The 19,818-nt window shown below is 67.7% G+C and carries 20 protein-coding genes; 9 read left to right on the forward strand and 11 right to left on the reverse strand.

Annotated features, from left to right (window positions below):
• Positions 1-90 precede the first annotated feature (90 nt).
• On the forward strand, positions 91-711 hold the full coding sequence (locus tag AP428_RS23530) for a TetR/AcrR family transcriptional regulator (protein WP_011548286.1): 621 nt from the start codon (positions 91-93) through the stop codon (positions 709-711).
• Positions 712-897: 186 nt separating this feature from the next.
• Positions 898-1,251 (forward strand): hypothetical protein, encoded by a 354-nt coding sequence (locus AP428_RS23535; RefSeq protein ID WP_011548287.1) that lies wholly within the window; start codon positions 898-900, stop codon positions 1,249-1,251.
• 38 nt (positions 1,252-1,289) lie between these two features.
• Here AP428_RS23535 and AP428_RS23540 read toward each other — a convergent pair whose 3' ends face one another.
• The 5 genes from AP428_RS23540 to AP428_RS37250 all read right to left on the reverse strand — a co-directional run bounded on the left by AP428_RS23540 (position 1,290) and on the right by AP428_RS37250 (position 6,070).
• Entirely contained in the window at positions 1,290-2,087 is a 798-nt protein-coding gene (locus AP428_RS23540; protein ID WP_011548288.1) for an alpha/beta fold hydrolase, read from the reverse strand.
• Between the two features lie 110 nt (positions 2,088-2,197).
• Positions 2,198-3,115, reverse strand: coding sequence for a LysR family transcriptional regulator (locus AP428_RS23545; RefSeq protein WP_006479595.1), 918 nt, complete (start codon positions 3,113-3,115; stop codon positions 2,198-2,200).
• 262 nt (positions 3,116-3,377) lie between these two features.
• The gene (locus AP428_RS23550; protein ID WP_012338561.1) at positions 3,378-3,623 is read right to left on the reverse strand and encodes a DUF3717 domain-containing protein; all 246 of its coding nucleotides are present in this window, start codon (positions 3,621-3,623) and stop codon (positions 3,378-3,380) included.
• Between the two features lie 264 nt (positions 3,624-3,887).
• Positions 3,888-5,423, reverse strand: coding sequence for an amino acid permease (locus AP428_RS23555; protein ID WP_041489418.1), 1,536 nt, complete (start codon positions 5,421-5,423; stop codon positions 3,888-3,890).
• Positions 5,424-5,827: 404 nt separating this feature from the next.
• On the reverse strand, positions 5,828-6,070 hold the full coding sequence (locus tag AP428_RS37250) for a hypothetical protein (RefSeq protein ID WP_166488157.1): 243 nt from the start codon (positions 6,068-6,070) through the stop codon (positions 5,828-5,830).
• Here AP428_RS37250 and AP428_RS23560 point away from each other — a divergent pair.
• The 4 genes from AP428_RS23560 (at position 6,009) to AP428_RS23575 (ending at position 11,129) form a co-directional block, all read left to right on the forward strand.
• Positions 6,009-7,541, forward strand: a complete 1,533-nt coding sequence (locus AP428_RS23560) for a sensor domain-containing diguanylate cyclase (protein WP_011548291.1) — start codon at positions 6,009-6,011, stop codon at positions 7,539-7,541. The genes AP428_RS37250 and AP428_RS23560 overlap by 62 nt on opposite strands.
• A gap of 148 nt (positions 7,542-7,689) precedes the next feature.
• Entirely contained in the window at positions 7,690-8,760 is a 1,071-nt protein-coding gene (locus tag AP428_RS23565) for an FUSC family protein (protein ID WP_011548292.1), read from the forward strand.
• 317 nt (positions 8,761-9,077) lie between these two features.
• Positions 9,078-10,415 (forward strand): argininosuccinate synthase, encoded by a 1,338-nt coding sequence (gene argG, locus AP428_RS23570; protein ID WP_006479599.1) that lies wholly within the window; start codon positions 9,078-9,080, stop codon positions 10,413-10,415.
• Positions 10,416-10,631: 216 nt separating this feature from the next.
• The gene (locus tag AP428_RS23575) at positions 10,632-11,129 is read left to right on the forward strand and encodes a shikimate kinase (RefSeq protein ID WP_041489419.1); all 498 of its coding nucleotides are present in this window, start codon (positions 10,632-10,634) and stop codon (positions 11,127-11,129) included.
• Between the two features lie 120 nt (positions 11,130-11,249).
• Here the strand turns inward: AP428_RS23575 and AP428_RS23580 are convergent, their stop codons facing one another.
• Positions 11,250-12,560 carry an MFS transporter gene (locus AP428_RS23580; protein ID WP_011548294.1) on the reverse strand — a complete coding sequence of 437 codons (1,311 nt, stop codon included), beginning with the start codon at positions 12,558-12,560 and terminating at the stop codon, positions 11,250-11,252.
• A 175-nt stretch (positions 12,561-12,735) separates the two neighbouring features.
• Entirely contained in the window at positions 12,736-13,818 is a 1,083-nt protein-coding gene (locus tag AP428_RS23585) for a tartrate dehydrogenase (RefSeq protein ID WP_011548295.1), read from the reverse strand.
• 108 nt (positions 13,819-13,926) lie between these two features.
• Here AP428_RS23585 and AP428_RS23590 point away from each other — a divergent pair, with 108 nt between their 5' ends.
• The gene (locus AP428_RS23590; protein ID WP_011548296.1) at positions 13,927-14,847 is read left to right on the forward strand and encodes a LysR substrate-binding domain-containing protein; all 921 of its coding nucleotides are present in this window, start codon (positions 13,927-13,929) and stop codon (positions 14,845-14,847) included.
• Positions 14,848-15,078: 231 nt separating this feature from the next.
• Here the strand turns inward: AP428_RS23590 and AP428_RS23595 are convergent, their stop codons facing one another.
• The 3 genes from AP428_RS23595 to AP428_RS23605 all read right to left on the reverse strand — a co-directional run bounded on the left by AP428_RS23595 (position 15,079) and on the right by AP428_RS23605 (position 17,530).
• Positions 15,079-16,083 (reverse strand): LysR family transcriptional regulator, encoded by a 1,005-nt coding sequence (locus AP428_RS23595; RefSeq protein WP_011548297.1) that lies wholly within the window; start codon positions 16,081-16,083, stop codon positions 15,079-15,081.
• Positions 16,084-16,189: 106 nt separating this feature from the next.
• The gene (locus tag AP428_RS23600; protein WP_011548298.1) at positions 16,190-16,609 is read right to left on the reverse strand and encodes an ATP--cob(I)alamin adenosyltransferase; all 420 of its coding nucleotides are present in this window, start codon (positions 16,607-16,609) and stop codon (positions 16,190-16,192) included.
• A gap of 120 nt (positions 16,610-16,729) precedes the next feature.
• A complete protein-coding gene (locus AP428_RS23605) occupies positions 16,730-17,530 on the reverse strand; it encodes a helix-turn-helix domain-containing protein (protein ID WP_011548299.1) in 801 nt (266 codons plus the stop codon).
• A 166-nt stretch (positions 17,531-17,696) separates the two neighbouring features.
• Here AP428_RS23605 and AP428_RS23610 point away from each other — a divergent pair, with 166 nt between their 5' ends.
• Together AP428_RS23610 and AP428_RS23615 are read left to right on the forward strand one after the other, a co-directional pair.
• Complete coding sequence (locus AP428_RS23610) at positions 17,697-18,323, forward strand: LysE family translocator (RefSeq protein ID WP_006490488.1); 627 nt, start codon at positions 17,697-17,699, stop codon at positions 18,321-18,323.
• A 13-nt stretch (positions 18,324-18,336) separates the two neighbouring features.
• On the forward strand, positions 18,337-19,089 hold the full coding sequence (locus AP428_RS23615; protein WP_011548300.1) for a bifunctional 2-polyprenyl-6-hydroxyphenol methylase/3-demethylubiquinol 3-O-methyltransferase UbiG: 753 nt from the start codon (positions 18,337-18,339) through the stop codon (positions 19,087-19,089).
• 25 nt (positions 19,090-19,114) lie between these two features.
• On the opposite strand, the gene AP428_RS23620 is transcribed toward AP428_RS23615, so the two are convergent.
• Positions 19,115-19,804 carry a DUF2848 domain-containing protein gene (locus AP428_RS23620; RefSeq protein ID WP_041489492.1) on the reverse strand — a complete coding sequence of 230 codons (690 nt, stop codon included), beginning with the start codon at positions 19,802-19,804 and terminating at the stop codon, positions 19,115-19,117.
• Positions 19,805-19,818: the final 14 nt, after the last annotated feature.

Consider the following 19,818-nt stretch of genomic DNA (forward strand, 5'->3'; position numbering starts at 1 on the left):
GCTCCTCGTGCACGACGGAAAAGAATGGTTTCGTAAAAGTGCACGTCGTATACTAATGCAATTCGTACACTTTCAGTCAACCGCCCTGCCATGACGATTCCGACCGACGATCCGGGCCGCCGCGCGCGCAAACGCATCCAGATGCTCGCGCATCTCGCCGGGACCGGCGCACGCCTGTTCGATGCGCACGGCTACGAGGCCGTCACGATGGAGCAGATCGCCGCCGAGGCCGATGTCGCGAAACGGACGCTGTACAACCACTTTCCGACGAAGGAAGCCGTGCTCGCGCACTGGCTCGAAGGCGAACTCGCGCGCGATCTCGCGTATCTGCAGCGCGACGTCGCGCGGCGCAAGACCTTTGCATCGCGCATGGGTTGCGTGCTCGACGCGTCGGCAGCGTGGTGCGAACAACATCCGGTGTACCTGCTCGCGTACCTGCGGCACCGTTTCCTGAGCATCGGCGCAGCCGAACCGGAGCGTGCGGGAGAGAATGGCAGCGACATCGCACTGGTGTGGCAGCAACTGATCGCCGCCGGTCAGCAATCCGGCGAACTGAATGCGGCGCTGCGGGCCGATCAGCTCGCGACGTGGTTCCATCACCTGTATCTCGCGGCGATGCTGCGCTGGCTGACCGTGCCGGGGCTGTCGCTGAAACGGGAGTTTCAATCGGTCGCGAAGCTGTTCATCGAAGGCGCGGAAGCGAAGCGGTGACGCAGCCGACGCGTCGCGTGGCGCACACATTTTGTTACAACGAACCCACACTTCGCATGCCAAATTTCCCGCGCAGCAGTATGCTCATGTCGTACGGCTGCGCACTGTGCATCGGGTAATCCCGTCGTTCGCACGCGACACGCGCCGCCGTCGCGACCGCAATCACGCGTTGCAAGGAGGGTTGTGATGGCTACCACGCATCAGCACTTCCACCCCGAACTACGGCACGCCACCGCGCCGACCTACTTCATCAGTTACCTGTTCCCCGCGTTGCTGTTCGTCTACGAGCTGCTGCGCGTCGGCCAGTGGATTCGCGATCACGGGATGCAATTCGTCGCGTTCAAGCAGATGGGTTACGAGTATCTGCTGATGCTGCTGTTCGTCGGACTGCAGATCGTCGTCGAGGCGATCTTTCTGCTCGGCGCGGCGATGCGCAAGGATCATCGCGATTTCGAGCACCGCTTGCCGAACGTGATTCTCGGCATCGGTCTATCGATCGTACTGCTGGCGATCGATCTCGCGATCCAGCTTTCGTTCTGACGGCCGGCGGGCATCCGCCCGCTGGCGATGACGAACGCTCAGGCGCCCGCGTCGCGCAGCAGCGTCGCGACAGCGGCCAGCACGTCGTCCGTCCGCTCGCGGTGCGGCATGTGCCCGCAGCGCGCGAGCAACAGGAACGACGACGCCCCCGCGACGCGCGCGGCAATCCGCTTCGGATGCACGTCGGACCCGTATTCGTCGTCTTCGCCGTGAATCGCGAGCGTCGCGCACTGCACGCGCGGCAAGTCGTCGTCGAGGCTCCAGTCGCGGAATGCCGGCGACAGCCACGTATCGACCCACGCGCGCAGCACCCATTCGGCCTTGTCGCCGTGATAGCGCGCGAGCCGGTCGAGTTGCCCCGGTTCGTCGAACTGCCGCCCCGCGTCACGAATGCCGGCCAGCGTGCGATCCTCGACGAACGCCTGCGCGGCGACCGTCACGAGGCTGCGGCAACGCGCTGGATGCGCGGCCGCACAACCGACTGCCATCCCGCCGCCGACGCTGTGCCCGAATGCGACGAACGCATCGACGCCGAGCTGTTCCAGTACCGCAGCGAATGCATGATCGGCTTCGTCGCGCACGAACGTCGTGCCGAGCGTGCCCGGATGCCGATCGGAGCGACCGAAACCGAGACGGTCGTACGCGATCACGTCGCGTTGCGTCACACGGGCGAGCTGCGCGGGAAAGTCGCGCCACAGGTCGACGCAGCCGAGCGAATCGTGCAGCAGCACGATGGGCGCGGCCGCGTGCCGTGCCGGCCCCGCATGCCAGCGTTTCGCAAAGAGCCGCCCTTGCGGCGTCTCGATGGTCGTCTCCTCGGTCACGATATCGGTCATGTGTCGGTCGTCTGCATGAAAGCGGCCGCCCGTCGGCAGCCGCATCGAATTCGGGCATGGTGGCCTGCCGGCGCGCGCAGCGTCAAGAAAAGCCCCTGCCGCCCGTGCGTTCATTCGGGCTGCGGCGGCAGATACTCCATCTGCGCTTCGTCGTACAGCCGGTAGATCAGCGCCTGCATCGCGCGGATGTCCTCCGATTCGTCGAGCATGCGCATGCTCATGATGATCGGCGACACGAGGTTCGGATCGTCGAGCGGCTTGTAGCTGATGTCGTCGCGCTTGAGCCCGTACACGCTCTGCGGCACGACCGACACGCCCTCGCCCATCGCGACGAGGCCGAGCGCGATCTGCAACTCGCGCGTCTCGTAGATCCTGCGCGGCTGCAACGCGCGGTCGTGGAAGGCCGCGAGTACCTGGTCCGCATAGCTCGGGCGCGGCGCCTTCGGAAAGATGATCAGCGTGTCGTTGACGAGATCGTGCAGCGACAGCACGGGCTTCGCGCTGTCGAGCACGTGGCCGACCGGCAGCGCGACGATCATCCGCTCCTCGCGCAGCACGACGCGCCGCACGCTCGGGTCCTCGTGGCGGATGCGGCCGAACCCGACGTCGATGCGCCCTTCCTTCAGCGCCTTGATCTGGTCCATCGTCGACATCTCGTGCAGGCTCAGCTCGACGGCCGGATATTCGCTGCGAAAGCGCCGGATGATCTTCGGCAGCATCCCGTACAGCGTCGAGCCGACGAAACCGACCGACATGCTGCGCTCGATCTTGCCGACCCGCTTCGTCATCGATTCGAGCTCGGTGGTCTGCGCGAGCAGTTGCACCGCGTGCGAATAGAAGAAGCGCCCGGCATCGGTCAGCTTCAGCGGCCGCGCGGTGCGCTCGAACAGCGGCACGCCGAGCGCTTCCTCGAGCTGCTGGATCTGCCGGCTCAGCGGCGGCTGCGCGATATGCAGCCGTTCCGCCGCCCGCGTGAAATTCCGCTCTTCGGCTACCGCGACGAAGTAGCGGAGATGTCTCAACTCCATGTTCGAATCCTCCCGGGACAGGCAACGGACGCTCATCCGGCGCCGCGCGGACAGCGTCCGCACCGGTCACCCTCGCCGGCTTCGTACCGGCCTCCTCGATCGCCTGCTTCCCGATCCCGTCACGATACCTCAGCCGGCGCCGAAACCGGCTCGAGCCGCGTGGTGCTCTTGGCGACGCCCGAGGCCGCGCAAAGCAAAACGGGAAGCCGCGTGGCTTCCCGTTCGTTCACCGACGCCGCGCCGCGGCATCGTGCCGACCGCATCACACCTCGGTCGCGTACAACGCGTCGCGCTGCTCGTGGCTCAGCGAGTCGAGCGGCACGTCCGGCAACTGATAGCAGATCATCGTGCCGTACAGCTCGGCCAGGCAGTTGCTGCCGGCGTCGAGTGCGTAGCCGTCCTCGCCGTCCGGCGCCGGCGGGTACACTTCGCGCCACGCATTGATCGCGGCTTCGATTCGCACGATGGAAACGGGTCCGGCCTTCCGCTCGGCGGGTGATGCGCTCATGGATTCCTCTGGGTTGCGCGCTCCGCGGGCCATGTCGACCCGGCTGGAACGATGAAAACGCCGGGTATCTCGCCGGCCGCCGCGCGTCGCGCGCGCCGGATGCCGATCCGCGCCGCGCCTGTCGCGCCGGCCGGGCCGTGGCCCGGTAGGGTCGGGCAATATAACCGGCTTTGACCCCGTGCAGGCAATAGCCGGGCAAAAAAAACGGGAAGCGCGCGGCTTCCCGTTTCGTCGACCGTCGCGCGGCCGCCTGCCGCGCCGGCGTCAGCCCGTGGTTTCGCGGTTCGTCACCGGCTGCCGCTGCGCGCCGCGGCTCGCGGCGATCCACGGCGCGATCTCCATGTCCTCGTAGCGCACGAACCGGCTCTTCTTCAGGAACCGGAAGCCGAGCCACACGACGACGAACAGCGGAATGCCGACATAGGTCGCGGCCACGCCGGCCCAGTCGATCCGGTTCGCGAGGAACGCCTGGTAATCCTGGCCAAGCGCGATCACGAGGCACAGCACGAACGCGAACAGCGGGCCGAACGGGAACCACTTCGACTGATACGGCAACTGGTCGAGCGAGTAACCCTGCTTCACGTAGCCCTTGCGGAACCGGTAATGGCTGACCGCGATGCCGAGCCACGCGATGAAGCCCGTCATCCCCGATGTATTCAGCAGCCACAGGTAGACGGTCTTGTCGCCGTACAGCGACGTGAAGAAGCACAGCGCGCCGACGGCGGTGGTCGCATACAGCGCGTTGCGCGGCACGCCGCCCGGCGACAGCTTCGCGAACACCTTCGGCGCGCGGCCTTCGGTCGCGAGGTTGTAGAGCATCCGCGTCGACGCGTACATGCCCGAGTTGCCGGCCGACAGCACGGCCGTCAGGATCACCGCGTTCATCACGCCAGCGGCAAAGGCAAGACCCGCGTGGCGGAACACCAGCGTGAACGGGCTCACGCCGATGTCGGTCACGTCCGTCTTCAGCAGGTTCGGGTCGGTATACGGAATCAGCACGCCGATCACGAAGATCGCGAACACGTAGAACAGCAGGATGCGCCAGAACACCTGGCGCACCGCGCGCGGAATCGTCGTGCGCGGGTTTTCCGATTCGCCGGCCGCGACGCCGATCAGCTCGGTGCCCTGGAACGAGAAGCCCGCGATCATCGCGACGCCCATCAGCGCCGGCAGCCCGCCCGCGAACGGTGCGTCGCCGATCGTCAGGTTGCCCCAGCCGTTGGCCGGCGCGCCCTTCAGAATGCCGAAGATCATCAGCAGCCCGACGCCGATGAACGCGACCACGGTGACGACCTTGATCAGCGCGAACCAGTATTCGGCTTCACCGAAACCGCGCACGGTGAGCGCATTGAGCAGGAACATCACGGCGAGGAACGCCGCGCTCCACCACACGCCCGGCACGTCCGGGAACCAGTAGTGCATCACGAGCTGCGCGGCGACGAGCTCCACCGCGATCGTCACCGCCCAGTTGTACCAGTAGTTCCAGCCGAGCGCGAAGCCGAAGCCTTCGTCCACGTATTTCGCGCCGTAGGTCGCGAACGAGCCCGACACCGGCATGAACGCCGCCATTTCGCCGAGGCTCGTCATCAGGAAGTAGACCATCAGGCCGATCAGCATGTACGCGACCATCGCGCCGCCGGGGCCGGCCTGCGAAATCGACGCGCCGGACGCGACGAACAGGCCCGTGCCGATCGAGCCGCCGATGGCGATCATCGTCAGGTGGCGCGCCTTCAGCGCGCGATGAAGCTTGGGTGGGTTCGCGGACGAACCGGGTGGGTCGGAATTCGGAATGGCGGACATAAACGAGACGAACGTTGAGCAGGCCGGCATCCGTAGCCGGCGCATGCGGTATCGGAGCGCGGGACGCGTCCTGCGATGCATTCGATGCGGCCCCGATACGCGTTGCGCGGCGGGCGCCTGCGGCGAAGCGCGGATTCTACCTGATTCGATAGGGGGGCAGCTGCGCTCGCCCCGCCCGCCGCCACCGCCGCGGATTTTGCAGAATCAACGGGTTGGCCGTGTCGGCCGCGCCACTGCCGCCCGGCGTCGTGAAAACCTCGATGACGGCGGGTCATTCGATTTTCATTTCCCCCGCCGCGCGTAATCCTGTCTCGATCCGCCAAATACCGGATTCAATACGCAAAATCGACCGATCAGCGCGTTATTAATCAGACGAAAAGGCCGACACTGGCGATTGATTCAAATCAAATCGCCCGCGCGCACTGCGGTAATGATGCGTAACCGTTTCGAATCGCCGTCGCCGCATGCATGTTTTGCATGCGCGCGCGAATTTCAGGAATTCGCGGGATAATGACGCTTAATTCAAAATAATCAGCGCGTGGAACCGCCAGTGACGCGAGTAGCCGCCGCCCGCCACCCCCGAGGATGAAGTCATTCCCGCTGCCCGCCACGCTGCGCCGCCATACCGCGTCGATCGTGGCACGCATTCTGTCGCCCCGCGGCGTACTCGTGGCGGGCATCGTCCTGCTGATGTTCAGTTGGGGACTTTCCACGTCGCTATTAATCGAGGCGCGACGCGACGCGTATGGCCATGCGGTCGAAAATGCGCGCAACCTGATGCTGCTGATCGAACGCGATATCGCGCGCAATATCGAACTCTACGATTTGTCGCTGCAAAACGTCGTCGATGGCGTGGCCGATCCGGAACTGATGACATTGCCGCCGCGCCAGCGCCACCGGCTACTGTTCGATCGCGCGGCGACCGGCGCCTATCTCGGTTCGATTTTCGTAATGGATGCGCACGGCAATATCGCGATCGATTCGAGCGCGTCGCCCGCGCGACAAGGCAATTTCGCCGACCGCGACTATTTCACCGTGCATCGCGACCGGCTCGCCCCCGGCCTCTACATCAGCCGGCCGTATGCGTCGCGGCTGCGCGGCGGCGCGTTGACGATCGCGCTGAGCCGCCGGATCAACCGGCCCGACGGCACCTTCGGCGGGATCGTCGTCGGCACGCTCAGCATCGACTACTTCCGCGCGCTGCTCGACGGCCTCGCGGTCGGCCGGCACGGCAGCGCGGCGATCGTCGAGGACAACGGCACGCTCGTATCGCGCCTGCCGTACGACACCCGGGTGGTCGGCCTCGACCTGCACGACTCGCCGCTGTTCATCGACGCGCAACGCAGCCGCACCGGCGAGCTGACCGGGGTCGGCGCCATCGACGGCGTGCGGCGGGTCTATGTTTACAAGCATCTCGCCGGGCTGCCGCTGATCGTCGACGTCGCGCCCGCCGAGATCGACATCTACGCGTCGTGGCACCACCGCGCGATCTGGACCATCGTGCTGATGAGCCTGTTCACGGCGTTCATCGCGTGGGGCTCGCTCGCGTTGTCGCGCGAGCTGAAACGCCGGCAGGAGGCCGAAGCGAAGCTGTACCGGCTCGCGCACACCGATTCGCTGACGGGCCTCGACAACCGCGGCACGTTCGACACGGTGCTCGCGAAGGAGACCCAGCGCGCGTCGCGCAGCGGCCGGCCGTTGTCCGTGCTGTTCGTCGACGTCGATCACTTCAAGGCGTTCAACGACTACTACGGCCACCCGGCCGGCGACGACGTGCTGCGCCAGGTCGCGCAATCGCTGTCGCGCTGCCTGCGCCGCGACAGCGATCACGTCGCGCGCTACGGCGGCGAGGAATTCGTCGTCACGCTGCCCGACACCGACGGGCCAGGCGCGGCCACCGTCGCCGAAGGCATCCGGCGCGCGATCGCGGAGCTCGGGATCGAGCACGTGAAGAGCCAGTACGGGCGCGTCACGGTCAGCATCGGCACGGCCACCGCGGACGACGGCCGGATGAACGCCGCGACACTGTTGCGGCGCGCCGACGAAGCGCTGTACCGCGCGAAGTCCGGCGGCCGCAACCGCGTGCTGGACGCGCAGTCGACCGCGGCCGACGCGTGACGCGCCGTCCCGTGGTCGGACGCGGCTGCCCGGCGGCCCCGCCGTGGACAGCCCACCTATGTTCGGCTAGCGTTACGTCTGCTGCGCAGGCGGCGCGGCGCCGGCCCGCGCGGGCCGCCGTGCGCGTTCCGGCCACTTCCGCTTCGTCATGACTGCCCCGCTCCCGACCCGACTGCCGCCTCTCGTGCGCCACGCGCTCCGCCCGCTGCTCGACCCGTACCGCCGCTACCGGCACGCGAAGCTGATCCACGCGGCGCGCGTCGCGCTCGCGGTGCTCGTGTCGATCGCGCTGTCCACGGGGCTGAATGTGCCGCATGGCGAGTGGTCGACGATCACCGTGCTGATCGTCGTCGGCGGGCTGCAGCATCACGGCAACATCCGCAAGAAGGCGGCCGAGCGCGCGCTCGGCACGTCGATCGGCGCGCTGGCGGGGCTCGGGCTGATCCTCCTCTACTCGTTCCTGCACGCGCCGTTCGCGATCTACCTGCTGATGGCCGTCTGGTGCGGCGTCTGCGCGTATCACGCGATCGGCAAGGCCGGCTACATCGCGCTGCTGTCGGCGATCACGATGGTGATCGTCGCGGGGCACGGCGACAACGAGATCGTCGACGGCCTGTGGCGCGCGGTGAACGTGCTGGCCGGCATCGCGATCGCGCTGGCGTTCTCGTTCGCGCTGCCGCTCTACGCGACCTATTCGTGGCGCTACAAGCTCGCCGACGCGCTACGCGCGTGCGCGGCCGTGCATGCGCGGCTCGCGGGCGACCGTCAGGTCACCGACGACGCGCACCTGAAGGAAATGGCCGCGCTGAGCACGCTGCTCGTGCAGTTGCGCTCGCTGATGCCGTCGGTGTCGAAGGAATGCGAGACGTCGATGACGCAGCTCGAGGCGATCCAGCGCAGCCTGCGCCTGTGCATCGGTTATCTGGAAATCCTGTCGAGCGCGCTGCCGGCCGCCGACGACGTGGCGGCCCGCGAATACATGCGCGTCGAGATGAAGACCTTGAACCGGCGCATCCGCGACACGCTGGTCGGCGCGAGCCGCGCGCTCAAGTTCGGCACGCCGAGCCGGCTCGCCCCGCGCCGGCGGCCAGTCGACCCGCTGCACGACGCGCCGCCGCCGCAGTTGTCCGGCTACGTGTCGATCACGGCCAAGCTGGCCGGCGAAGTCGATCAGTTGCGCGAGCGGCTGCTCGATACCGCTCGGTCGTGGAATATCTGAGGGGCCGGATGGGCGCGCAATTCTTTCATATGCCTTTCGATGAAATGAAGCGACGCGCCGAGGAGCGCGAACTGGGTTGACGGCCGATCCGGCCCCGGAAATCGGCCGGCGGCCGGCTCGTCCGCGCGCGTTTCGGCGGCGATACAACGCCGTCCGGCACGGTGTTCTCCAGCCGGCTCACCGCCCGTCAGGCCCGCCGCGACAGGCGCGACGCCGGTTCCGCACCAAAATCAACCCTTGCCCCAACTTCCCGGACAGCCGATACTCGCATATTCCGCGAAATACGATCCCACCGGCTTCAATCCACGGTAATTCCTATGAGCACGATTCTCGAAAGCCTCCCGACCGGCCAGAAGGTCGGTATCGCCTTCTCCGGCGGCCTGGACACCAGCGCCGCGCTGCACTGGATGAAACTGAAGGGCGCCGTCCCGTACGCATACACGGCGAACCTCGGCCAGCCCGACGAAGACGATTACGACGCGATCCCGAAACGCGCGATCGAATACGGCGCAGCCGGCGCCCGCCTGATCGACTGCCGCGCGCAGCTCGTCGCCGAAGGCATCGCGGCGCTGCAAAGCGGCGCGTTCCACATCACGACCGCCGGCGTCACGTACTTCAACACGACGCCGATCGGCCGCGCCGTGACCGGCACGATGCTCGTCGCCGCGATGAAGGAAGACGGCGTCAACATCTGGGGCGACGGCAGCACGTACAAGGGCAACGACATCGAGCGCTTCTACCGCTACGGCCTGCTCGTGAACCCGGATCTGAAGATCTACAAGCCGTGGCTCGACCAGACGTTCATCGATGAGCTCGGCGGCCGTGCCGAAATGTCCGAATTCATGAACCAGGCCGGCTTCGCATACAAGATGTCGGCCGAGAAGGCGTATTCGACCGACTCGAACCTGCTCGGCGCGACGCACGAGGCGAAGGATCTGGAAAGCCTCGAAAGCGGCATCAAGATCGTGAACCCGATCATGGGCGTCGCGTTCTGGCGCGACGACGTGAAGATCGCCGCCGAGGAAGTGACGGTGCGCTTCGAAGCCGGCCAGCCGGTCGCGCTGAACGGCGTCGAGTTCAAGGATCAGGTCGAGCTGCTGCTGGAAGCGAACCGCATCGGCGGCCGCCACGGCCTCGGCATGAGCGACCAGATCGAGAACCGGATCATCGAGGCGAAGAGCCGCGGCATCTACGAAGCCCCGGGCCTCGCGCTGCTGTACATCGCGTACGAGCGTCTCGTCACCGGCATCCACAACGAAGACACGATCGAGCAGTACCGCGAGAACGGCCGCCGCCTCGGCCGCCTGCTGTACCAGGGCCGCTGGTTCGACCCGCAGGCGATCATGCTGCGCGAAACCGCGCAACGCTGGGTCGCACGCGCGATCACCGGCGAAGTGAAGATCGAACTGCGCCGCGGCAACGACTACTCGATCCTGAGCACGAAGTCGCCGAACCTCACGTATCAGCCGGAACGCCTGTCGATGGAGAAGGTGGCATCGACGTTCTCGCCGCGCGACCGGATCGGCCAGCTGACGATGCGCAATCTCGACATCACCGATACGCGCGACAAGCTGCGCGTGTATTCGCAAGTCGGGCTGCTGACGCCGGGCGAAACGTCGGCGCTGCCGCAGATCAAGGGCGACGGCGACAAGTAAGTCGCGTCGTTCGACGCCGTGCCGCATCGTCGTATGCGGCACGGTCGGGCAGGCTGCCCGTGTGGCGCATCGTTACGCACGCAGCCTGCCGCTTCCCCTCTCCCCGCCTGTCCGCTTTCCCGCCGTATTCGCATCCCGCCGCGTGACGCCTCAACGGCACTGCACCGCCGCGCCAGTCATGGCAAGCTGCGAATCGTCCGATTCCTGCGTCGACTCATGACCATCCTGACCGTCATTCACCTGAACGGGCCGATCAACAGCGGCAAGACGACGATCGGCCGCGCGCTCGCACGCGTGCTGCCCGATGCGCGCTTCATCGACGGCGACGATCACGATGCGCCCGAAGACGCGCCGTTCGACGTGCAATGGGCGATCGCGCTCGAACGCCTCGTTACGCAGGTCACAACCGCACGCGAACGCCATCTGGTCATCGCCTACCCGATCGGCGAAGCGGAATTCGAACGGCTGCGCGCGGCCTGCGACGCGCGTGACGCGCGCTTGTTCGTCGTCACGCTCGCGCCGCCCGAAGCGGTCGCGGCGTCGAATCGCGGCTCGCGTGCGTTGACGGACTGGGAGCGCAACCGGATCGCCGAGATGTATCGGGAAGGGTATGCGGCGCGGGCGTTCAGCGAGATGGTGCTGGATACGTCCGATGCGACACCCGATGCGTGTGCGGCACGCATCGCGCAGCAGGTCGCGGCGACGGCCTCGTAGCGGCTCCCGCGCGCGAACATGGACTGACGCCACGCACCGCTGATCGCGCGCCGCCACGCATGAAGCCGGACGGGTACGCCACGCGCCCGTCCGGCCGCCCCGCACCGCACATTGCCGCGCTTACGAGTGATGCCGCACGCCCGGCACGGCCGCTTCCCGCACCCCCTTGCGGCTCAGCATCAGCGTGACGACCGCCGACACCGCGAGCGTGCCGGCCACCACGTACAGCCCCGCCGCATACCCGCCCGTCGCGTGCTTGAGCCAACCGATCGCGAACGGCCCGACGAACCCGCCGAGATTGCCGATCGAATTGATCATCGCGATCCCCGCCGCCGCGCCGGCCCCCGACAGGAACGCACTCGGCATCGCCCACAGCGGCGCCTTCGCCGCACTGATCCCGATGTTGACGACGACCAGCGCGAGCACGGTCAGCAGCGCCGTGCTCGCCTGCCCCGCGAACACGAAGCCGATGCACGCCAGCACGCACGGAATCACGACGTGCCACGTGCGCTCGCCGGTGCGATCCGAATGCCGCGCCCACCCGATCATCGCGACCACGGCGGCGATGCTCGGAATACCGGTCAGCAGGCCCGTCTGCAACGCGCTGAAGCCGAACTGCTTGACCATCAGCGGCGCCCACAGCCCGAGCGTATACAGCCCCGCCGACGTGCCGAAGTAGATCAGCGCGAGCGCCAGCACACGCGGGTCGCGCAGCGCCTGCCACGCACCAGCCGTGTGCCCGGCGTGCGTGTGGCGCGCGTCCGCTTCCGCTTTCAGCTTCGCGATCAGCCAGTCGCGCTCGTCCGCGCGCAGCCACGCGGCCTGCGACGGCGCATCGGTCAGGCGCTTCAGCACGACGAAGCCGAGCACGACCGCCGGCAGCGCTTCGACGATGTACAGCATCTGCCAGTCGGCGAGCCCGAACATCGGCGGCATCTGCATGATCGCGCCCGACAGCGGCGAACCGATCGCGGTCGAGATCGGCGCGGCCGCCATGAACCACGCGGCGGCCACCGCGCGCTGCTTCGCGGGAAACCACAGACTCAGGTACAGGATGATGCCGGGGAAGAAGCCGGCTTCCGCCACGCCGAGCAGGAAACGCAGCACGTAGAAGCTGGTCGGCCCGGCCGCGAACGCGGACACGGCCGACACGATGCCCCACGTGATCATCACGCGTGCGATCCAGATGCGCGCGCCGACACGATGGAGAATCAGATTGCTCGGTACTTCGAACAGAAAATAGCCGATGAAGAACAGGCCGCCGCCGAACCCGAATGCGGTCGGCGACAGGCCGATCGCGTTGTTCATCGTCATCGCCGCGAAGCCGACGTTCACGCGATCGAGAAAGCTGACGAAGTAAAGCAGCATCACGAACGGAATGATGCGCCACATCAGTTTCCGCGCGACGCGGGTTTCCAGATCCGCTTGCATGTGTCTCCTCCTTCGAGGTCAGGCCGTACGCCGTCGGTCGGTGGACCGCGAGCGCCGGCCGGCGCCCGGCTCGCGTCGGATGCGCGAGTCGCGGGCAGAAAAAATGCGTGAGTGAAACGAACGGTCGGCGCCCGGGTGGCTGCGCACGCGCGCGGCCGCCCGCCCCGCGCCGCCGTCAGGCCGCGATCGCCGCGTTCGCGACGCGCTCGCAGACGGCCGCCGTCACCTGCGCGGTCGTCGCGCTGCCGCCGAGGTCGCGCGTATGCAGCGACGGGTCGGCCGTCACCGCCTCGATCGCATGCATCACGCGCGCGGCCGCTTCCGTCTCGCCGAGATGTTCGAGCAGCATCACGACCGACCAGAACGTGCCGACCGGATTCGCGAGCCCCTTGCCCATGATGTCGAACGCCGAGCCGTGGATCGGCTCGAACATCGACGGATAGCGGCGCTCGGGATCGATGTTGCCGGTCGGCGCGATGCCGAGGCTGCCCGCGAGCGCGGCGGCGAGATCGCTGAGGATGTCCGCGTGCAGGTTGGTCGCGACGATCGTGTCGAGCGACGCCGGGCGATTGACCATGCGCGCGGTCGCCGCATCGACGAGTTCCTTGTCCCACGTCACGTCGGGAAACTCCTGCGCGATCTGCTTCGCGATCTCGTCCCACATCACCATCGCGTGCCGCTGCGCGTTGCTCTTCGTGATCACGGTCAGCAGCTTGCGCGACCGCGACTGCGCAAGCCGGAACGCGAAGCGCATGATGCGTTCGACGCCGGCGCGCGTGAGGATCGACACGTCGGTCGCGGCCTCGATCGGATGGCCCTGGTGCACGCGGCCGCCGACGCCCGCGTATTCGCCTTCGGAGTTCTCGCGCACGATCACCCAGTTCAGGTCGTCCGGCCCGCAGCGCTTCAACGGCGCGTCGATGCCGGGCAGGATGCGCGTCGGGCGCACGTTCGCGTACTGGTCGAAGCCCTGGCAGATCTTCAGGCGCAGCCCCCACAGCGTCACGTGGTCGGGCACGTCCGGGTCGCCCGCGGAGCCGAACAGGATCGCGTCCTTGCCGCGCAGTGCGTCGAGGCCGTCGGCCGGCATCATCGCGCCGTGCCGGCGGTAGTAATCGGCGCCCCAGTCGAAATCCTCGAACTCGAACGCGAAACGGTCGCTGCTGCGGGCCAGCGCTTCCAGCAGTTGCTTGCCAGCCGGCACCACCTCCTTGCCGATGCCGTCGCCGGGAATCGTTGCGATACGGTAGGTCTTCATGCGGACATCCTCGATTGATCGTGAGCGTGAACGCACTTTACCGAACCGGGAGTGTGTAAACCGGGGCTATACTCAAAGCATCTTTAACTTCAATTCACGAATCCCGTCATGGCGGATACCGTCCAGCCGGCCGATCTCGGCTTCTTCTCGACGCTGGCCGCGTCGGGCAGCCTGAGCGCGGCCGCGCGCGAACTCGGGCTGACCGCGGCGGCCGTCAGCAAACGGCTCACGCAGATGGAGCGGCGCGCGGGCGTGACGCTCGTCAATCGCACGACGCGGCGGATGATGCTGACACCCGAAGGCGACGTGTACCTGGAATACGCGCGCCGGATTCTCGACCAGATGGACGAACTCGGCGAGCTGCTCGGCAGCGCGAAGCAGCGGCCGAAGGGGCTGCTGCGCGTGAATGCGACGCTCGGGTTCGGGCGCAGCCACGTCGGCCCGGCGATCTCGCGTTTCGTCGCGCGCTATCCGGAAGTGTCGGTGCAGTTGCAGCTGTCGGTGATGCCGCCGCCGCTCACCGACGACGCGTTCGACGTGTGCATTCGCTTCGGCGAGCCGCCCGACACGCGCGTCGTCGCGCGGCGGCTGGCGCCGAACCGCCGGCTGCTGTGCGCGGCGCCCGCGTATCTCGCGCGGCACGGGGTGCCCGGCACGCCGCACGACCTGACGCGGCACAACTGCATCGGCATCCGGCAAGGCGACGAAGGTTACGGCGTGTGGCGCCTGACGAGCGGGCGCGGCGCGGCCCGCCACACGGAAGCCGTGCGGATCAACGGCAACCTGACGACGAACGACGGCGAGATCGCGGTGAAGTGGGCGCTCGACGGGCACGGCATCCTGATGCGTGCGGAATGGGATCTGCGCGACTATCTCGCCGACGGCAGGCTGGTGGTCGTGCTGCCCGATCATGAAACGCCGAGCGCCGACATCTACGCGGTGTATGCGCAGCGTCACCAGATGTCCACGCGGATTCGCGCGTTCGTCGACTTCCTGGCGGAAGAATTGGGGCGGCTCAGGGCGGTGTAGCGCGCCCGTTCCATACGCCGTGTGTGTCGGGTGTCGATGCGTGATGCACGCGCACACCCCGACTCGCCCTATACGGCTGCACGGCTGGCCGTTCGGCCCCCGATGAAAATATTCCGGCGAATTTCGTGCTGAATCGCCAAAATATTTACATCGTTCGATACAGATCGAATGGATGGCCGGCGCGTTCCGCCTCGCGAACGCTGCTCGAGGTCTTCCGTCAGTCTGCTGCCGTCACGCCACCGCTACCAGTCCGCTGTAGCGATCGCCGGTAGCGGCTGCACCCGGCAGCGCCGGCCGCCACCCCACCGCCCCCGCCGCCGCCAGCCCTTCCTGCTCGTATCCGGCCTGCACGAAACGCTCCGCGATCCAGTCGACGAACGCGCGCACGCCGGGCGACACGTGCGGCCGCTTCACGTAGACGGCCGACACGGCCAGCGCATCGGGTTGCCAGCCCGCCAACACTTCCCGCAGCCGTCCCGCATCGATCAGCGGCTGCGCGGCAACGCGCGTCGGCTGGATCAACCCGAGGCCGTGCACGCCGCAGGCGAGATACGCCTGCTCGTCGTCCACGCTGACGATGCCGTCGAGCCGCACCTTGCGTACCGCGTCGTCCACCACGAACTCGAGCTCCGCCGAACGCTGGCCGAACACGTGCGACCCGCCTACCGCGCGATGCGCGCCCAGATCGTCGGGCGTGCGCGGCACGCCGAAGCGGTCGAGATACGCGGGGCTCGCGCACGTCACGCGTTCGAGCGAGCCGAGCCGACGCGCGACGAGCGACGAATCGGGCAGCGCACCGAGCCGGATGCTGCAGTCGATCGCGTCGCCGATGCGGTCGCCCGCGCGCCCCGCCACGGCAAGCGTCAGCTCGAGATCGGGATGCCGCGCATGAAATTCGCCGAGCGCCGGCAACACGATCGTGCTCGCCACCGACGCCGGCAGCTCGACGCGCAGCGGCCCGCTCGGATGCAGCGCGGCGCCGCGGATGCTGGCTTCGAGCTCGTCGACGTCCGCCGTGATGCTGACGCAGCGCCGGTAATACGCGTCGCCTTCGGGCGTCGGCCGCAACGCGCGCGTCGTGCGCACCAGCAGCGGCATGCCGAGCGCCGCTTCGAGCTCCTGCACGGTGCGCGTGGCGGTGGCGCGCGAAATGCCGAGCGCCTGCGCCGCGCGCGTGAAGCTGTTCATTTCGACGATGCGCGTGAAGATGCGCATCGCGCGGATCGGATTGTCCACCGGACACCTCTGCGTGGTTGCGATAGGCCGCGGCGCGCGTGCGCACACCGTGCGACGTGACGAGGTCGAGGTCGACGCAAGTCGCGCGAGCGGCGCGGCCGTCGGGTCAGGCGTTCGCGGCCGCGATGCCGGGCGCCGGTTCGGCGAGCAGCCGTTGCGCGAGCGCCAGCGCGTCGTCGCGGCTCGCCGCCGCGTTCAGCGGATAGCCCCAGACTTTCTCGAAGGCGCCCGAAAAGGCATTGAGCGCCACGCGCCGCGCCGCATTGGGCTCGATCGCGATCATCCCGGGAATCCATTCGCGCGACAGCGCGCGGTTGGCCTTGCTCCACTTCGCGAGCTGCTTGCGCATCTCGTGATCGTTGTCGGCGCGGTCGTCGCCGGACGGCGCATCGTCGGTCAGAAGAACGAAGCGCTCGCGGCGCGCGAGCAACGCGTCGAGTTCGGCAATCAGTCGGGCGGGATCGGTGTGGGTCGAGCCGCTGTAACGCAGCCAGACAAACGGAAATTCGGTCGTGGTGATTTGCATGTCGGCCTCCAGATGAGAACGATTCTCATTTTATGGATCGAGCCCTCATGCGTCATTTCTCATCCCGGCCAACTGCTTTTTCAATCCGGCCAAACGGGCGCGGGCGCGCAGTCCGGCGGTTCAGCGTTGCCGGTCGGTCAGGAATTGCGTCGGCGGCTTACCGGTCGCCTTGCGGAACATCGTGACGAAGCTGCTCGCGCTCTCGTAGCCGAGATCGATCGCGATCTGATGCACGCGGCGGCCGGTCGTCAGCATCCGCAGCGACAGCGCGACGTGCAGCCGCCGGCGCCAGTCGCCGAGGCTCATGCCGAGCTCCTTCGTCGCGAGGCGCGTCAGGCTGCGCTCGCTGATGCCCGCACGCCGCGCGAGTTCGGGCAGCGGCGACTTGTCGGCCGGGTCGTCGAGCAGATGGTCGATCAGCTTGCGCAGCCGGCGATCGGCCGGCATCGGCAAGTACAAGTCCTCGACCGGGGCCGCGACGAGCTCGTCGAGCAGCGTCGCCACCAGCCGCCCTTGCGGCCCGTCGACGTCGTACAGGTTCGGGAAGCTGGCCGCCTTCAGCAGCAGCTCGCGCAACAGCGGCGACATGGCGAGCGTGCAGCAGCGCGTGGGCAGGTCGAGCGCCGCGTCGGGTTCGACCAGTACCGCGTAGAAAGTGGCGCCGGCCGAGCCGCGCGCCGCATGCGGGACATCGCCGGGAATCCAGACCGTGCATTGCGGCGGCGCGGTCCACACGCCGCCGTCGATCTCGCAATAGATGACCCCGCTCAGCGTGTAGAGCAGCTGCGCCTGGCGATGGCTGTGCCGCTCCAGCCGCCACTCGGGCTCGACGACCGAGCCGCCGAACACGACGAGCGGACGCGGCACGTGATAGACGTCGGCGTCCGCGGCAGGATCGGTGATCGATGGAAGGTCGCGCATGGAACGACGGGCTGTGAAAAAAGGCCGGACGCCTGCGCGTCCTGTCGTGCTTATACCAGAAAGGCGCCGACGCAGCCGCGCCGTTCGAGGGCGCGTCTGCGGCCGCGCGCCGAACCGAATACAATGCGCCGATCCCCTGCCGCCGCGCCAACCTGCCGGAGCCGCCATGTTCGACCTGACCACGCTGACCACCTTTACGGCCGTCGTTCTGGGCCTGTTCCTGATCCCTGGCCCCGCCGTGCTGCTCGTGCTGAGCCGCACCGTGCAGGGTGGGCGCAAGACCGGCATCCTGACCGGCCTCGGCGTCGCGAGCGGCGACTTCGTGCATACGCTGTTCGCGGCCGTCGGGCTGTCGGCGCTGCTGATGACGTCGGCACTCGCGTTCAACGTCGTGAAGCTGGTCGGCGCCGCGTACCTGATCTATCTCGGCGTGCGGGCGCTGCTCGAGAAACCGTCCGATCCGTCGCTGCCGCAGGTGTCGCCCGTCACGCCGCTCAAGGCGTACCTGCAGGCGATTCCCGCCGAAGTGCTGAATCCGAAGACCGCGCTGTTCTTTCTCGCGTTCATGCCGCAGTTCGTGCATCCGGAACGCGGCTCGACGTTCGTGCAGTTCGCGGTGCTCGGGCTGATCTTCGTCGTGCTCAGCTCGCTCTACACGACGCTGATCGCATGCTCGATCCGCCCGCTCGGCCGCATCGTGAAGCGGCTCACGTGGCTCACGCGCTGGCAGGGCAAGATCATCGGCTCGATCTTCATCGCGCTCGGGCTGCGGGTAGCCGTGCAGCAGCGCTGACGCAAGCGGCCGCATGACGCGCGCCGACGCGGACCTGCTCTACACCGACCCGCGCCTCGTCGCGGTGTACGACCTGTTCAACGCGGGCGATCGGGACTTCGCGTTCTACGCCGCCGCGATCGGCGCCGCCCGGCGACGCATCCTCGATCTCGGTTGCGGCACCGGCACGTTCGCGCGGCGGCTCGCGGCGGCCGGGCATGACGTCGTCGCGATCGATCCCGCGCCGGCGATGATCGATTACGCGCGACGCCAGCCGGGTGCCGACGCCGTACGCTGGTTCGCGTGCGCGCTCGACGGCCTGCCGCCCGGTGCGCCGTTCGATGCTGTGGTGATGACCGGGCACGCGTTCCAGTGCCTGCTGACCGACGACGACATCGACGCGACACTGCGCGGCGTGCGACGCGTGCTCGACGACGGCGGCTGCTTCCTGTTCGATACCCGCAACCCGCGCACCGAACCGTGGCGAGCATGGACACCCGCGCAATCGGCACGCAGCGTCGAGTCGCACGAACTCGGCATCGTCGATCTCCATCACGCGGCGCGGGCGATCGACGGCGCGATCGTGACGTTCGACACGCACTACCGCTTCCGCCGCGACGATACGCTGCTGGCGAATACGAGCCGGCTGCGTTTCATCGCGCACGCCGAATTGCAGGCGCGCGTGACGGCAGCCGGTTTCGTGTCGGCCGACTGGTACGGCGACTGGGAGCACGCGCCATTCGACGAGGCGACGAGCGCGGAGATCATTGCGATCTGTCGCGCTTGAGCGCGCATTCGCGGTTCGGTTCGCGTCAGCCCGCGACGGGCAACGTGTCCACCGCATACACATGCCGGATCGTGCGGCCCAGCACCGGATCTTCCAGCTCGACCTCGAACCGCTCGGCCGGCCGGATGCCGCCGATCGCCGCGAGCGTGCCGCACAGCATCGCGGTGCCGTCCTCGAAGCGGCCGCCGTCGCGCGCGAACTGCGCGAGCAAATCGTCCGGCGTGCGCATCGCGGTCACGCTACCTTCCTGATACAGCACGCGCTCGCCGTCGATCGTCGCGTATGCACGCAACACCAGCCGATCCCAGTGACCGGTCACGTCGTCGAGCCTCCACAGCGTGTTCGCGCACGGCTTGCCGCACATCTGCTTCGAGACCGTGATGCCGTATGTCTCGACCTCGCGGTCGGTGTGGTCGGACGCGATGCCGACGAACGTGTCGCCACCGTCTCGCACCAGCACGAATTCCGCTTCGCCGCTGCTCTGCCCGCCCGAGACCTGGATCGCCGGCGACGGATCGAGGCGATCGGCCGCGACGCGGTAGAACACCGGCGTCGCCGCCGGGCGCTTGACGCCGAGCGCTTCCAGCTCGCGGATATGCCTTTCCATGGCGACCGTATCGCGGCCGGTCCAGCCCGCGATCACGAGCGTGTGGATCGCGATCGCGCGCTCGGTGCGCCCGTCGCGACCGTCGATCGCGAACGTGATGGTTTTCATCGAATGCTCCTCGT

It is taken from the genome of Burkholderia sp. E168m22 (genome assembly GCF_001319805.1).
Lineage (GTDB): Bacteria > Pseudomonadota > Gammaproteobacteria > Burkholderiales > Burkholderiaceae > Burkholderia > Burkholderia orbicola.